Source organism: Kitasatospora sp. NPDC092286, assembly GCF_044755565.1.
Taxonomy (GTDB): domain Bacteria; phylum Actinomycetota; class Actinomycetes; order Streptomycetales; family Streptomycetaceae; genus Kitasatospora.
In genome coordinates, this window is sequence record NZ_JBIVRD010000023.1 from 67,894 (window position 1) to 83,039 (window position 15,146).

Here is a 15,146-nt window from a genome sequence, read left to right on the forward strand (position 1 = left end):
CTCGGCGGCAAGAACGGCGACCGCGAGGAGGCGGGCACGATGGATCAGCAGGACCAGCAGGACCAGCAGGACCAGACGGCACCGCTCGGAAGCGGGACCGAGGCGCGCCGCGACCGCGAGCCGGACGCGCTGCTGCGCAGGTTCGGCCTCGGGTTGCGAAGCCGGGCCTGGGAGGTGATGCGCGGCGTACGGCCCCGTACGGTGCTGGTGCTGGGCCTGCTCTCCCTGGGCCTGCTGATGGGCGGGCTGCGGACCTCCCCGGCGGCCGTGTTCTGGGCGATCACCGGCTGCTGGGCCCTGGCGCTGGGCGTCGGGTTCGCCGTACTGTGCGCCTTCGCCGAGGGCCGCCGGAGCGGGCGGTGAACCGGCTCCCGGGCCCGCGCGGCCCGCTGTCCGAGGCGGTGCTGAGCCTGGTGACCTCCGGCCCGCCGGGCGCGGGCCGGCTCCTCGTGCCGCCCGTCCCGGGCACCGACCCGTGGGGCGAGGACCACCAGCTCGCCCTCCACCTCTGCTACGAACTCCACGACCGCGGCCTGCCCGGCGTCCACCCCGGCTGGGAGTGGGAGCCCGAACTGCTCTCCTTCAGAGGAGAATTGGAACGGCCGTTCCTCGCCGCCGTGCGCGCCGGGGCGGAGCCCGTCCGGCCGCTGCGCCAGGCCCTGGAACGGTTGCTGACGGAGCCCGCCGAGGGGACCGGGCCGTCGCACTTCCTGCTCGCCGAGGGTGCGCGGTGGCACGCGCGCGAGTATCTGGTGCACCGCTCGGTCTACCACCTGAAAGAGGCCGACCCGCAGCTGTGGATGCTGCCGCGGATCCACGGTCCCGCCCAGGCGGTGCTGATGACGGTGGCGTACGACGAGTACGGCGCAGGCCGGCCCGACCGGGCCCACTCACTGCTGTTCGCCCGGATGATGGCCGACTTCGGCCTCGACGCGGAGTACGGGCACTACCTCGGCCTCGTCCCCGCGCCCGCGCTCGCGGTGGTCAACCTGATGACGCTGTTCGGCCTGCACCGCGTGCTGCGCGGCGCCGCCGTCGGACACTTCGCCACTGTCGAGATCACCTCCTCGCCCGGCTCCGCCCGCCTGGCCGCAGCCCTGGAACGCCTCGGCGCAGGGCCGGACGGCACGCTGTTCTACCGCGAGCACGTCGAGGCGGACGCCGTCCACGAGCAACTGGTCCGGCGTGGGGTGATCGATGAACTGATCAGCGCCGAGCCCGGGTTGGAGGACGATATCGCGTTCGGTATCGCGGCCGCCGAAGTCGTCGACGGCCGGTTCGCGGACCACCTGCTCGGCCAGTGGCGGGCCGGCCGCAGCTCGCTTCGCTCATTCCTGCCCGACGGCCGGGGCTGAAGCCCGCCCCGGCCGGGCGCGGCGCCGGTGGCTGGTGTCGCAGAACGGATAGCGACGGCTGCGCCGGCAGGCGCACAGTGCCACCACCGGGCGGTCGGAGACGTGGACCGTCCCGTCCGGCAGGACAACCTCCACCGGGCCCTCGACCAGCAGCGGCCCGCCCGGCACGACGGTCACCCGGGTCGCGGCCCGGTCAGCGCTCCCGGACACCGCGCACCACCACCAGTTCCTCCTCGCGCTCGCCGGGCCGGATCAGCCCCCGCCGCTCGAACAGTCCGGCGCGCGCCGTCATCACCGGCCCGAAAGGCTGCCTGCGACGGGTCGCCACCGCCACCCGTAGCCCGGCCGACCGCAGCGTGGCCAGTGTCGCCGGGACATCGGCCAGCGAGGACTGCACCAGCAGTAACACCCCGCCCCTGGCCAGCAGTTGCGGCGCCTCCCGGCAGATCCGGTCCAGCAGCAGCCGCCCGTCCGCCCCGGCGTCCCAGGCCAGCGTGCGCCTGGGGCGGGGCCGCGCCACGTCTTCGCAGGTGGGGACGTACGGCGGGTTGGCGGTGATCAGGTCGAAGCGCTGTCCGGCGACCGGGGCCGCCAGGTCGCCCCGGAGCAGGCGCACCCTGCGGCGGTTCAGCCTCGCGTTCAGCCAGGCGGTCGCCACCGCCCGGGCGGAGAGGTCCACGGCGGTGACCCGCGCGCCGGACCCGGCGGCGGCGAGGGCCACCACACCGGTCCCGGTGCCGAGGTCCAGCACCCGGCTGGCGGCGTCCAGCGACTCCTGGCGCAGGCAGGAGAGCAGGAGCTCGGTGTCGCCCTGGGGCGGGTAGACGCCCGGTGGTCTGATCAACAGCATGCCGGGCGGCTGCCCAGGTCGGCGGCGCCTACACCTCGGACGCCGACCTGCGCCGTGCCGTGGCTGCCGCGACGGTCCGCGGCCTGCCGGCGCGCGTCCGGGCAACTCCCTCACTCACCGTTGACCTCGTAGCGCATTTCGTGTCAAGGAATGCGCGAATTCCACTTCATGTCTTGTTCAGCGTGATCGTCCTATCCTGAAGAGGTGGAAGAGCAGCAGGCGGTCGGGCGTCAGTGGACGTTTCTGACCAACCACGCGCGCGTCCTGGTGCAGATCGCCCGGGACCCGGGCATCAGGGTGCGGGACATCGCGGCCCGCTGCCTGCTGACCGAGCGAGCGGTCCAGCGGATCATCGCCGACCTCGAAGCGGCGGGCTATCTCAGCCACCACCGCGTCGGACGCGCCAACATCTACCGCGTCATCGACGGCAAACAGCTGCGCCACCCCGCCGACAGCGGCCCGACGCTGGCGGAACTGCTGGCTGTCCTGCTGCGCTGACCGTCGGCCTCGGCCGCGCCCGGGCCCTCGCCCTTCCGCGGCAGGGGCGTGTGTTTCCGGCTGCCCGTTCGGGAAACACGCCGGATGACAACACCTTGCCCGGAGCGGAGCACCATGACAGGGAATCCTTCCCGCACGGGAGCGCGGCCGTGACCGGCCCCGGCGTGTTCAGGTTCGGCGTCGAGGAGGAGTTCCTGCTGGTCGATCCGGCCACGCGGCTCACCGTTCCCCGAGCCCACCGCGTAGTGCCGGGGGCCGCCCGAACACTGGGCGGCCGGGCCCAGCACGAGTTCCTGGCCACCCAGGTCGAGGTGTGCACCCGCCCCGTCGTGACGGCCGCCGACCTGTGCAGGGAACTGGCGGCGGCACGCCATGCGATGGCCGCCGCGGCGGAGGACACCGGGTGCCTGCTGGTGGCCTCCGGTACCGCCGTGCTGCCCAGCCACCACCCGCTGCCGCTCACGCCGACGGACCGCTACCGGCGCGTCGCCGACCACGTGGGCCGGATCGCCGACCAGCGGGGCGGCGAACTCTGCGGCTGCCACGTCCACCTCGGTGACCTCAGCCGGTCCGAGGCCCTCGCGCTCAGCGCGCACCTGCGCCCCTGGCTGCCGGTCCTGCAGGCGCTCTGTGTCAACTCGCCGTTCTGCGAGGGCCGGGACGGCGGTGCCGCGAGCAGCCGGGCCGGCCGCTACGAGGCGTGGCCGACCTGCGGACCCGCCCCGGTCCTGGATCCGAGAGAGTACGAGGAGACGATGCGGCGGCTGATCGCCCACCGCGTGATCCTCGACCGGAAGATGGTCTACTGGTACGCCCGGCCGTCGGAACACCTGCCGACCCTGGAGGTGCGGATCGCCGACACCAACGCGGATGCGGGCGTCCCGCTCCTGCTGGCCGTCCTGCTGCGCGGCCTCGCCCAGGTGCTCCTTGCCGCGCACCGCGACGGTGCCCCACCCCCGCGCATGGCCCCGGCGGTTCTGCGGGACGCCCACCGGCGAGCCGCACTCGGCGGTCTCGCCGCCGTCGGTACGGACCCGTCCACCGGACTCCGCCGACCCGTGTCCGGGCTGGTCGACGAGGTGCTCGAACTGGCCGCTCCCGGCCTGGCGAGGGCAGGGGACCTGGAACTCGCCCGCATTCTCCTCCACCGCCAGCTGACCTGCGGCACGGGCGCCGACCGGCAGCGGGCCGTGTTCGCCCGCCGCCGCTCGCTGACGGATGTCGTCGACCACCTCGCCCGCCTCACCGCGGGCCCGGGGATCGCGCCGCTTCCGGTCCTCGCGTCCGGCGGCACCACGTCCTCCCGCCGAGCCGGCGGCACCGCCGCCCCGTTCTGACAGCCAAGGGCGGGGAGGGGGCGGAGGCCCGATCGACCGGCCTCCGAGTCCGCCCGTTCTGTGGACGATCCTTGCCGCAAACATCTTGAGCGTGAACGTTTCTGACTGTCTGTCACTTGACTTTGCGCTTCGGCTACAGTCGCCTGAGCCAGGTCTGGCGCAGCACGGTGCGATGGGGTGGGGGGAGACGTGCGCGAGGGCGTGATGGTCGCGGGCCGCCTCAATGGAGTGCCCTGCCCGTGAGGCGGTGTCCGACTCCGCTCCGCCTCGGAGCTGATCCCGGGGCGGGGTCTGCGGTGGCCGGGCCCGGCAGGCGGCTCTTCGCCCGTAATTCGCCCGCATTTGTCGTGCCCGTGGCAGGAGCGGCCCAAAGTGGCCCTTTCTTCCGCAGGCGTATGCATGGCAGGCGAAGCGTGGACAAATCAACCGGGGGAATCGGGTGGGGGCGAGGGCTTCCGGGCGCGAGCCCGGGCGAAGGTGGTGCGTCAACGTCGTTCTCCCGGTGGGTATTCGGCCGGGCGGCGGCCTTCGCGGTGCGGGTGGGAATCGCGAGGCGCGTGGCCGCCCTCCCCTGCCGTCCCGTGCCTGGTTCCGGGGGCGGGCCCTGCGGTGGCAGGGTCGTTCGGGCCGCGACCTCCTCGGTGGAGCCGCCCGGAGATGTGCCGGAGGCAAGAGCGACACTTGCCGCAGATCGGTCGCCGGCCCGGCCGCCCCTGAATTCGGTTGAGACCTTGGCGATATGAGGTCGTTACGAATAACGGGCAATGGGCGAGTCAAAGATGCGTATGATCGCCTACTGTGCGCCAGCGGCCTTGGCGTTATTAATGCGGCATCCAGTTGACCTGCGGGATTCTCAATGAATGCGATGATTCTTCGGCGATGTTCCGCTGCTGCCCGGCTTCCGCATGGGCATGCCGGATTCTGCGGGCTGTAGCCACCGGGATTGTCCGGGGACCGATCCGGGCGACCCGCCGGGGTCCGTACCCCGGCGAACTCCGCAGGACGGACCGCCGGGTGGTTGGCCCGACCGCCGCAGGACCACCCCGCCCCGTCCCGTCGAGGCGTACCACCCACCGCCCGACGGGCGAACCCGTTGACACACCGGCCCTGACACGGCATCTCCGGGCGCTGCCCCGGATTGGCCGACGTTCTCTCTCGGAGTCCCCCATGCCCAGTACCCACGTGGCCGCCATCCTTCGGAAGCGCCTGCTCGGAATCGTCGGCGCCAAGGCGCCTCAGCCTCCCGCTCCCGTCCCCGCCCAACCCGCGCCGCCCGCCGCACCCGTCGCGCCCGCCGAACCCGCCCCCGACCCGCTGGCCGAACGGGAGGCGCAGCTGGCCGAGGAGCTGTCCACCGTGGTGCGCCACGGCGATCGCCTGGCGTACCCGGGTGGCGACTACTGGCCGGCGCAGGCCTGGGACGAGAACCTGGAGGAGGCCGCCGCCGCGCTGCGGGCCGCCGGCCTGGCCTTCGCGCTCGTGCCGGACCCCGAGTTCCGGCACCGCCTGGCCATCCGCCCCGGCGACCGGGCCGCGGTACTCGACGCCTGCGCGACCGCCTTCGCCGGTCAGGCCGTCTACGCGGATCTGCTGGAGCACGGCAGGACGCTGCGCACCGTCCTGGCGGAACAACTTCCCGTGGCCGTCGCACAGTTCGAGGCGCCGGCCGACGAGTTGCCGACGGAGCGCGGCGCACAGGACGAGCGCGACGCGGAGGACCCGGCGGAGCAGGAGCAGGAGCAGGAGCAGGAGCAGGTTCGGGACCGGGTCAAGGGCATCCGTCTCTACCGTCCCCGCCTCACGCAGGGACCGCAGTACTACGGCGCCGACTACGGCTGTGACCTGGAGTTCTGGGACTCCGCCGAGCCCGGTCCCGGAGCGATCGCCTCCATCGCGGAAACGAGCTTCGGCTGGTGGCTCCCCTCCTTGGAGGCGACGGCCGACCTGCGGATACGTGGCCGAAACTACCCGGTGCTGGACGCCCTGGCCGCGACCTTCCCCGACGACGTCGGCTTCCCCGTCGACGTGGTCATCACCTGGGTCGACGACTCGGACCCCGAATGGCAGCAGCGCCGCACCGCGACCCGCGCCCGCGTCCTCGCGGGCCTCGCGGGCCACGCACCCGACCGGGACGGCACCGAACTGCCCGGAGACGCCGACCACCGCTACCACAACCGGGACGAACTGCGGTACTGCCTGCGGTCGATCGCCGCCCACGCCCCGTGGGTGCGGCACGTCTTCCTCGTCACCGACGACCAGACCCCGGCCTGGCTCGACTCCTCGCAGCCCGGGCTCACCGTCGTCTCCCACCGGGAGCTGTTCGCCGGCACCGACGCCCTGCCCGTGTTCAACTCGCACGCCATCGAAACCCGGCTCCACCTGATTCCCGGCCTCGCCGAGCACTTCCTGTACATCAACGACGACGTGTTCCTCGGCCGGCCCGTGCGCCCGCAGGCGTTCTTCCTCGGCAACGGGCTCTCGAAGATCTTCCGCGACACACGCGTCATCCCGCCGGACGTGAACGACCCGGACGCCGCCGTCCACGACGAGGAGAACCCGGACGACGCCGTCTACGTCGCGGCCCAGAAGAACACCCGCGCCGTCCTGGAGCGGGAGTGCGGACGAACGTACCCGCTGGTCCTCGCCCATGTGCCGCAGCCGCTGCGCCGCAGTGTGATGGACGAGGCCTCCGAGCGGTTCGCGGACGGCCTGGCCGCCACCACCCGGTCCGCGTTCCGCTCCGCCACGGACCTGGCTCCGGTGACCCTCGTCACCAACTTCGCGCACGCCTCCGGTCGCGCGGTCGACGGCCACCTCTACCACGGCTACTTCGCCGCCGACAGCGCCGAAGACCTCGAACGGCTGGACGACTTGACGCGGGAGCGCTGGGCCGACGTGTTCTGTCTGGCGGACGGGGCCCGTCATGCCGTCGGGCCGCAGGAACAGGACCGCGCCGTCCGCGACTTCCTGCAGGAGTACTTCCCCGTGCCGTCCCGCTTCGAGCACCACGGGGCCGACCGTCCCGCGGTACAGCGGGACGGGGCGTTCACCGCGTAGCACCCCGCCCTCCGCCCCCGCCCGCGCGGGTATCACCGCTGTTCAGGTGCCCGGGATCCGCTTGGTAGGCTCTGCGAGCCGCAGGACCGGGAGGGGCATTGAGGAAGCGATCCGTGGGCGCGCTCGCGTTGGTGCTGGCGGTGTTCCCGGTGTGGCACGCGCCCCAGGCGGTGCCCGGGGTGCGCCCCGGCAAGATCGTCCAGATCGTCGCGCACCAGGACGACGACCTGCTGTTCATGAACCCCGATGTGTCGAGCTCGATCCGCCGCGGGTTTCCCGTCGTGACCGTCTTCATCACGGCGGGGGACGCCAACCGCGGTCCGGCCTACGCCAGGGACCGGCAGAGGGGCGTGCGGCGGGCCTACGCGCAGATGGCCGGTGTGCGCGGCTGCGGCGACGACGGCAGCGGCTGCTGGATGAGGGAGGTGTACCGGCCGGTCGAAGGCGGTCCGGCCGTGGAGCGTGACACGCTCAGGAGCGCCACGTACACGCGGGTGGTCTTCCTCAACCTGCCCGAGTGGACCGACCGGGACGCGGCCTACCTCGGCGGCGAGGCACTCGACCGGCTGTGGCGGGACCCGGCTCTCTCCAGCAGCACCCTGGACATGGACGGCGCCGGCGGGGTGTGGCCCCAGCGCTACGACCGGGCGGCCCTGATCGGCGTCCTGAACGGCCTGCTGGCAGCCGAGGAGGCCACGCTGGTCCGGGTCCAGGACCCGGCCCCGGACCCCTCCCTCGCCGCGGACCACGGCGACCACATACGGGCGGCCTGGTTCGGGCAGGCGGCCGTGGACCGTTACTCCGCCACCGGCCGGCGGCGGGTGGTCGTGGAGCACTACCGCGACTACAACACCCGCAACTCGCCCGCCAACCTGGCCTCGGCCGAGAGCGCCGGCAAGCACGCCACCTTCGAGGGCGCCTACGCGCCCACCGACGACGAACTGGCCGACGAACTGACCCCGGGCGTCTGCGCGGACCAGAAGCGGTACCGGTGCTGGCAGTCCCGGCAGTACCCGCGCTCACCCCGGTCGACGCAGGTGGTCACCGCCGACCGCGACGGCGCGCTGCACGCCTTCGTCGTGGAGAGCGGCAGGCTCTACGAGTGGTACGAGGACGCGGACAAGGCCTGGCGAGGCCCGAACATGCTCGGGACGCCCGGCGGCCCGCTGGTCGCGGGCCTGTCCGTGGGGCGCGACCAGGACGGCCGACCGGCGGTCTTCGGCCAGCGTGCGGACACCGGCGAGATCGTCTCCTGCCGTCAGGACGGGACGGGGGGCTGGACGTGGCAGCCGCTCGGCAGCCCGAACGAAATCGCCCAGGCCGCGGGCCCGTTGGGCAATGCCGCGCTTCAGGTCAGCACCCCGGTCGTGGCGTCCAACGGGGACGGGCGGCTCCAGCTCTTCGTGCGCAACCGGGACGGCGGTCTGAGCACCCGCTGGCAGCGGGAGGGCGACGGCGCCTGGAGCGGCTGGGCCGACCTGGGGCAGCACGACCTCCAGGGGCCGCCCACCGCCGTCACCACGCGGGACGGCCGGATCGAGGTGTTCGCGCTCTCCGTCACGGGCGGGCGTTCGACCGTCCGGCACTGGTACCAGCCCGCGCCCGGCGCGCTGCCGGTCATCGACCCCGGCTTTCCCGTGATCGCCCCCACCAGCACCGTCAGCGCGGCGGTGGGCCCCGATGGGCGGCTGGAACTGTACTACCGCAGTATCGATGCCGCCGATCCGCTGGACCAGTACGCGAGTTCCTCCACCGCCGTCCTGACCGAGGCCGCCGAGGGAGGCGCATGGGGCCCGCAGGGCCGCGCGCTCAACGGCACCGCGGACGACGGCGGCAGCGGCGAGGCGGCCATCGCCACCCCGGGACCGGTGGTCGGCCGCCGCACGGTCGTGGCCGTACGCAACCGCGACGGCGCCGTCAGCGTCAGCACCCGCGACGACAGCGGCTCGTTCGGGGCCTGGACCCACCTGGGCGGCTACATCGTCGGTGTCCCCGCCGCGGGCATCGACCGCGACGGCCTGACCGACCTGGTGACCATCGGCATCGACGGGCGGCTCTACGACAACCGGCAGAAGGCGGACGGCTCGTTCGCCGGCTGGCTCCCGATGGGCGACTCCTGACACGACGTGAGCCGGCCGCGCTGCCGGAGAACACCGGCGCCGCCGGGGAGTTGCCCGCGGCCGCGGCCACCGGTGTGCGACCTGAGGAGGAGGGGAGGATCACCCCTGCGGCTTAGCCGCGGGGAACCTCGTATTTCTACTCTGGACTGATGACGCGCCTCGATGTCTGGCTCCGTGAGCACCCCCTGGCGGTCGACGGCGCCTGGGCGTTCGCCGTGTTCTGCCTCGCCGCGCTCTCCCGGCTCGACGGTCACGGCGCGTGGCAGGGAGGCCTGCGCGCGGAGGACGCCGTCGCCCTGGTCCTGTGCGGCCTGATGGTGGTCCGGCGCCGCCGGCCGGACGCGGTGGTGGCGGGCGCACTGGTGCTCGGCCTCGCCCAGGCGTGTCTGGACATGCACCCGGACGGCGAGGGCATCGCCTACCTGGTCTTCGCGTACACCGGCGCGGCCTTCGGCTCGGTGTGGATCTCACGGCTGGCCCTGGTCGGCTGCCTGCTGACCGGCCTGCTCGCCTTTGGCCTGATCACCAGGCACCCGGCGCCCGACCACGCGGTCCTGTGGGCCGTCCTGCTCTCCAGCCCCTTCCTCCTCTGCTGGGCCTGGGGGCGGCTGATCCGCACGCGCCGTGCCTATCTGATCTCGCTGGAGGAGCGGGCGGTGCGGCTGGAGCAGGAACGCGACGCGAACGCCCGGGTGGCCGTGGCGGACGAGCGGGCCAGGATCGCCCGGGAACTGCACGACGTGGTGGCCCACAACGTCTCCCTCATGGCGGTCCAGGCGGGCGGCGCCGCGTGCGTGGTGGAGACCTCCCCGGCGCTGGCCAGGGAGGCGCTGGGCACCATCGCCTCCACCGGCCGGAAGACGCTGGCCGAGATGCGCAGCCTGCTGGGCGTGCTGCGCGCCGCGGGCACGGCCGAGGAGTATGTGCCGCAGCCGCGTGTCGAGGATCTGCCGGAGCTGCTGGAGCAGGTGCGGACCGCCGGTCTGCCGGTGGAGTTCTCCGTCTTTGGGGAGTCGCGCGAGCTGCCGCGCGGGGTCGAACTGGCCGTCTACCGGATCGTCCAGGAGGCGCTGGCCAATGTGCGCAAGCACGGGGGGCCCGACCCCACGGCCCGGGTGACGGTGGATTTCGGCGACCGCAGGCTGGGGGTGCTGATCGAGGACGACGGCCGTGGCGGTACCGGCCGGTCGCCGGCGTGGGGCGCCGGCGGTACGGGGCACGGTCTGATCGGCATGCGTGAGCGGGTGGCCATGGTCGGCGGCAGACTGGAGGTCGGGCCGCGGCCCGGCGGCGGCTTCCGTGTCAGGGTCGTCCTGCCGCTGGCCGCCACCGGGCTTCCGCGCGCCGACTGGTGACACGCCGGCTGGTGACACACGTCGGCTGATGACACGCCGACTGATGACGGTCCGGCGCGACGCCCCGGGTCAGCCGAGCCGGGCGAGGGCCAGGTTGAGGGCGAGGACGTTCACCCTCGGCTCGCCGAGGAACCCGAGGGTGCGGCCCCGGACGTGGGCCTCGACGAGCCGCCGGACCGTGCCGCGGTCCAGGCCGCGGGCCCTCGCCACCCGGTCGACCTGCTCCTGCGCGTAGGCGGGGGAGATGTCCGGGTCGAGGCCGGAGCCGCCGGCGGTCACCGCGTCGGGAGGGACCAGGGCCGCGTCGACACCGTCGAAGACGGCGGTCGCCGCGCGGCGCTCCTGGACGGTCCTGGTCAGGCCCGCGTCGTTCGGACCGAGGTTGGAGGCCCCCGAGGCGGTGGGGTCGTAGCCGGCCGCGCCGGCCGCGGACGGGCGCGGCTGGAACCAGCGCGGGTCCGGCCGGGCCTGCCCGTCGGGGCCGGCGGGGTCCTTCCCCGGCAGGGTGAAGTTCTGGCCGAGCAGGCCGGAGCCGACCACCCGGCCCCGCTCCCTGACCAGCGAGCCGTTGGCCCGGTGCGAGAGGGCGGCCTGCGAGATCCCGACGACGAGCAGCGGGTAGGCCAGACCGCAGAGCACCGTGAAGACCAGCAGGACGCGCAGGCCCGTCAGATGCAGCCGGACCGGGGTCGGCAGGTGCGTGGCCACCGGGGACTCCTTCGCGGGGGCTGGGGGATCGGCTGGGGGCTCGGGGGGCTCGGCGGGGATCCGGGAGGCCGCGGCTAGTAGATGAACCGCACCACCAGGTCGATGAGTTTGATGCCGACGAACGGGAGGATCAGGCCGCCGACCCCGTACACGGCGAGGTTGCGGCGCAGCAGGCCGGAGGCCGACGAGGGCTTGTAGCGCACGCCGCGCAGGGCGAGCGGGATGAGCACGACGATGATCAGGGCGTTGAAGACGATCGCGGAGGTGATCGCCGAGGTCGGGCTGTGCAGGTGCATGATGTTGACCTTGCCCAGGCCGGGGTGGACCGAGGCGAACATGGCCGGGATGATCGCGAAGTACTTGGCGACGTCGTTGGCGATGGAGAAGGTGGTCAGCGCGCCGCGGGTGATCAGCAGTTGCTTGCCGATCTCGACGATGTCGATCAGCTTGGTGGGGCTGGAGTCCAGGTCCACCATGTTCCCGGCCTCCTTCGCGGCCGAGGTGCCGGTGTTCATCGCCACACCGACGTCGGCCTGGGCGAGGGCCGGGGCGTCGTTCGTCCCGTCCCCGGTCATCGCGACCAGCTTCCCGTCGGCCTGCTCCCGCCGGATCAGGGCCATCTTGTCCTCGGGGGTGGCCTCGGCGAGGAAGTCGTCGACGCCCGCCTCCTCCGCGATCGCCCTGGCGGTGAGCGGGTTGTCACCCGTGATCATGACGGTCCTGATGCCCATCGTGCGCAGCTCCTCGAACCGCTCGCGGATGCCGCGCTTGACCACGTCCTTCAGGTGGATGACCCCGAGCACCCGGGCCGGCTCCCCCGGGTGGTGGACCGCCACGACCAGCGGCGTACCGCCGGCCGCCGAGATGCCCTCGACGACGGTGCTCACCTCGGGGCCGACGGTGCCGCCGTTCCGCTCCACGAAGGCACTCACCGAGGCCGCCGAGCCCTTGCGGATCCGCCGGGCCGCGCCGTTCCCGGTGAGGTCGACGCCGCTCATCCGGGTCTGCGCGGTGAACCCGATCCAGTCGGCGCGGCCGAGCTCGCCCTGGGTACGGGAGCGCAGGCCGTACTTCTCCTTGGCCAGCACCACGATGGAACGGCCTTCGGGGGTCTCGTCGGCGAGGCTGGACAGCTGCGCCGCGTCGGCGAGTTCGGCCACCCCGCTGCCGCCGACCGGGGTGAAGCCGGCGGCCTGCCGGTTGCCGAAGGTGATCGTTCCGGTCTTGTCGAGCAGCAGGGTGGACACGTCCCCGGCGGCCTCGACGGCGCGGCCGGACATGGCGAGGACGTTGCGCTGCACCAGCCGGTCCATGCCGGCGATGCCGATGGCCGACAGGAGCGCGCCGATGGTGGTCGGGATCAGGGCGACGAGCAGGGCGATCAGGACCACGAGGGGCTGTTCGGCGCCCGCGTAGGCGGCCATCGGCTGCAGGGTCACGACGGCGAGCAGGAAGATGATGGTCAGCGAGGCGAGCAGGATGTCGAGGGCGATCTCGTTGGGCGTCTTCTGCCGGGCGGCGCCTTCCACCAGGGCGATCATGCGGTCGATGAAGGTCCTGCCAGGCTCGGAGGTGATCCTGACGACGATGCGGTCGGAGAGGACCTTGGTGCCGCCGGTGACGGCCGAGCGGTCGCCGCCGGATTCGCGGATCACCGGTGCCGACTCGCCGGTGATGGCGGACTCGTCGACGCTCGCGATTCCCTCGACGACGTCACCGTCGCCCGGGATGATCTGCCCGGCCTCCACGATCACTTGGTCGCCGAGGCCCAGCCGCGCGGCCGGGACCACCTCCTCGGCGGCCACCGCAGCGCCGGGCCGCCAGTCGCCGACGATGCGCCGGGCCACCGTCTCGGTCCTGGTCCGGCGCAGGGTCGCGGCCTGCGCCTTGCCCCGGCCCTCGGCGACGGCCTCGGCCAGGTTGGCGAAGACGACGGTCAGCCAGAGCCAGACGGCGATCACCCAGGCGAAGACACTGGGGTGGCGGATCGCCGAGACGGTGGTCAGCAGCGAGCCGACCTCGACCACGAACATGACCGGATGCCTGACCATCACCCGTGGGTCGAGCTTGCGCAGCGCGTCCGGGAGGGAGGAAACCAGTTGCCGGGGGTCGAGCAGACCACCGGAGACCCGGCGCGCCCCGCGCCCGGCGGGCCCGGCCGCGTCGGCAGGGTCGACGGGGCCGGACGGAACGGGCGGGTCCATCAGCGGAGTCCTTCCGCGAGCGGTCCGAGCGCCAGGGCGGGGAAGTAGGTGAGGCCGACGACGATCAGCACCACGCCGGAGAGCATGCCGACGAAGAGCGGCCGGTGCGTCGGCAGCGTCCCCGCCGTGGCGGGGACCGGCTGCTGCCGGGCCAGCGAGCCGGCCAGGGCGAGGACGAAGACCATCGGCAGCAGCCGGCCGAACAGCATGGCCAGGCCCAGCGCGGTGTTCCACCAGGTGCTGGTGGCCGTCAGGCCGGCGAAGGCGGAGCCGTTGTTGTTGGCCGCCGAGGTGAAGGCGTAGAGGACCTCGGAGAAGCCGTGCGGGCCGGAGTTGAGGGCGGCGGACCGCACGCCCTCGAACGTCATCGCCGTGCCCGTGCCGACCAGTACGACGGCCGGGGTGGTGAGGAGGTAGAGGGAGGCGAACTTCATCTCCCGGCCGCCGAGCTTCTTGCCCAGGTACTCCGGGGTGCGGCCGACCATCAGCCCGGCGACGAAGACCGTGACGACGGCCAGGACGAGCATCCCGTACAGGCCGGAGCCGGTGCCGCCGGGGGCGATCTCGCCGAGCATCATGTCGAGCAGGGTCAGGCCGCCGCCGAACGGCGAGTACGAGTCGTGGGCGGAGTTGACCGCGCCGGTGGAGGTCAGCGTGGTCGAGGCGGCGAAGAGCGTCGACCCGGCGATGCCGAAGCGGACCTCCTTGCCTTCCATCGCCGCTCCGGCCGCCTGGAGCGCGGTGCCGTGATGCCGCCATTCGAAGACGGTCATCAGGGCCGCGGAGGCGATCCAGAACAGGGCCATCACGGTGACGATGGCATGGCCCTGGCGGCGGTCGCCGACCATCGTCCCGAAGGTGCGCGGCAGCGAGAACGCGATCACCAGCATCAGGTAGAGCTGGAGCCAGTTGGTGAGCGGGCCGGGATTCTCGAAGGGGTGCGCGGAGTTGGCGTTGTAGAAGCCGCCGCCGTTGGTGCCCAGCTCCTTGATGACCTCCTGCGAGGCCACCGGCCCGCCGGGGACCGACTGGGTGTCGCCCGTCAGGGTGGTGATCTGCTGCGCGGCGTGCAGGTTCTCCACCACGCCGCCGGCCACGAAGACGACCGCGAACACGACCGAGACGGGCAGCAGCAGCCGCAGGGTGATCCGGGTGAGGTCCACCCAGAAGTTGCCGACCCGGTCGGTGCGGTCGCGCGCGAAGCCGCGGATCAGCGCGGCCACCACGGCGATGCCCACCGCGGCCGAGAGGAAGTTCTGTACGGCCAGCCCCGCCATCTGCACCAGGTGGCCCATGGTCGACTCACCCGAGTACGACTGCCAGTTCGTGTTGGTGACGAACGACGCCGCCGTGTTGAAGGCGGTGGCCGGGCCCACCGGGGGGAGGCCGAGCGAGAGCCAGAGGTGGTTCTGCAGGCGCTGGAAGGCGTACAGGAAGAGCACCGAAACCGCGGAGAACGCGAGCACGCTGCGCAGATAGGCCGTCCACGACTGGTCCTGGTCACCGTTGACACCGATCAGCCGGTAGACACCCCGTTCCCCGGGCAGGTGTGTCCGGCTGGTCAGGACGTGTGCCAGGTAGTCGCCCACCGGGCGGTGCGACAGACCCAGCGCGGCCACCAGCGCCAGCGCTTGCAGGAGGCCCGCGAGGGTGGGGCTCACC

General features: G+C 72.9%; 12 protein-coding genes. 7 read left to right on the forward strand and 5 right to left on the reverse strand.

Annotated features, from left to right (window positions below):
- Window positions 1–39 precede the first annotated feature (39 nt).
- Both ACIQIB_RS23220 and ACIQIB_RS23225 read left to right on the forward strand, forming a co-directional pair.
- Window positions 40–363, forward strand: coding sequence for a hypothetical protein (locus tag ACIQIB_RS23220; RefSeq protein ID WP_400760235.1), 324 nt, complete (start codon window positions 40–42; stop codon window positions 361–363).
- On the forward strand, window positions 360–1,355 hold the full coding sequence (locus tag ACIQIB_RS23225; protein WP_363608363.1) for an iron-containing redox enzyme family protein: 996 nt from the start codon (window positions 360–362) through the stop codon (window positions 1,353–1,355). The genes ACIQIB_RS23220 and ACIQIB_RS23225 overlap by 4 nt, the downstream gene beginning before the upstream one ends.
- Here the strand turns inward: ACIQIB_RS23225 and ACIQIB_RS23230 are convergent.
- Entirely contained in the window at window positions 1,329–1,565 is a 237-nt protein-coding gene (locus ACIQIB_RS23230; RefSeq protein WP_400650845.1) for a CDGSH iron-sulfur domain-containing protein, read from the reverse strand. The genes ACIQIB_RS23225 and ACIQIB_RS23230 overlap by 27 nt on opposite strands.
- A complete protein-coding gene (locus ACIQIB_RS23235) occupies window positions 1,549–2,205 on the reverse strand; it encodes a HemK2/MTQ2 family protein methyltransferase (RefSeq protein ID WP_363608365.1) in 657 nt (218 codons plus the stop codon). The genes ACIQIB_RS23230 and ACIQIB_RS23235 overlap by 17 nt, the downstream gene beginning before the upstream one ends.
- A gap of 204 nt (window positions 2,206–2,409) precedes the next feature.
- Here ACIQIB_RS23235 and ACIQIB_RS23240 point away from each other — a divergent pair, with 204 nt between their 5' ends.
- The 5 genes from ACIQIB_RS23240 (at window position 2,410) to ACIQIB_RS23260 (ending at window position 10,572) form a co-directional block, all read left to right on the forward strand.
- Window positions 2,410–2,703: a helix-turn-helix domain-containing protein gene (locus tag ACIQIB_RS23240; RefSeq protein ID WP_363608367.1), complete on the forward strand. Its 294-nt coding sequence runs from the start codon at window positions 2,410–2,412 to the stop codon at window positions 2,701–2,703.
- A 149-nt stretch (window positions 2,704–2,852) separates the two neighbouring features.
- Window positions 2,853–4,040: a YbdK family carboxylate-amine ligase gene (locus ACIQIB_RS23245; RefSeq protein WP_400760237.1), complete on the forward strand. Its 1,188-nt coding sequence runs from the start codon at window positions 2,853–2,855 to the stop codon at window positions 4,038–4,040.
- 1,167 nt (window positions 4,041–5,207) lie between these two features.
- Window positions 5,208–7,097: a stealth family protein gene (locus ACIQIB_RS23250; RefSeq protein ID WP_400760239.1), complete on the forward strand. Its 1,890-nt coding sequence runs from the start codon at window positions 5,208–5,210 to the stop codon at window positions 7,095–7,097.
- Between the two features lie 113 nt (window positions 7,098–7,210).
- On the forward strand, window positions 7,211–9,217 hold the full coding sequence (locus ACIQIB_RS23255; protein WP_400760241.1) for a hypothetical protein: 2,007 nt from the start codon (window positions 7,211–7,213) through the stop codon (window positions 9,215–9,217).
- A 149-nt stretch (window positions 9,218–9,366) separates the two neighbouring features.
- Window positions 9,367–10,572, forward strand: coding sequence for a sensor histidine kinase (locus ACIQIB_RS23260; protein WP_400760242.1), 1,206 nt, complete (start codon window positions 9,367–9,369; stop codon window positions 10,570–10,572).
- A gap of 69 nt (window positions 10,573–10,641) precedes the next feature.
- On the opposite strand, the gene kdpC is transcribed toward ACIQIB_RS23260, so the two are convergent.
- The 3 genes from kdpC to kdpA all read right to left on the reverse strand — a co-directional run bounded on the left by kdpC (window position 10,642) and on the right by kdpA (window position 15,145).
- Window positions 10,642–11,280, reverse strand: a complete 639-nt coding sequence (gene kdpC / locus ACIQIB_RS23265) for a K(+)-transporting ATPase subunit C (protein WP_363608377.1) — start codon at window positions 11,278–11,280, stop codon at window positions 10,642–10,644.
- 74 nt (window positions 11,281–11,354) lie between these two features.
- On the reverse strand, window positions 11,355–13,484 hold the full coding sequence (gene kdpB / locus ACIQIB_RS23270) for a potassium-transporting ATPase subunit KdpB (RefSeq protein ID WP_400760245.1): 2,130 nt from the start codon (window positions 13,482–13,484) through the stop codon (window positions 11,355–11,357).
- Complete coding sequence (gene kdpA, locus ACIQIB_RS23275; protein ID WP_400760247.1) at window positions 13,484–15,145, reverse strand: potassium-transporting ATPase subunit KdpA; 1,662 nt, start codon at window positions 15,143–15,145, stop codon at window positions 13,484–13,486. The genes kdpB and kdpA overlap by 1 nt, the downstream gene beginning before the upstream one ends.
- Window position 15,146: the final 1 nt, after the last annotated feature.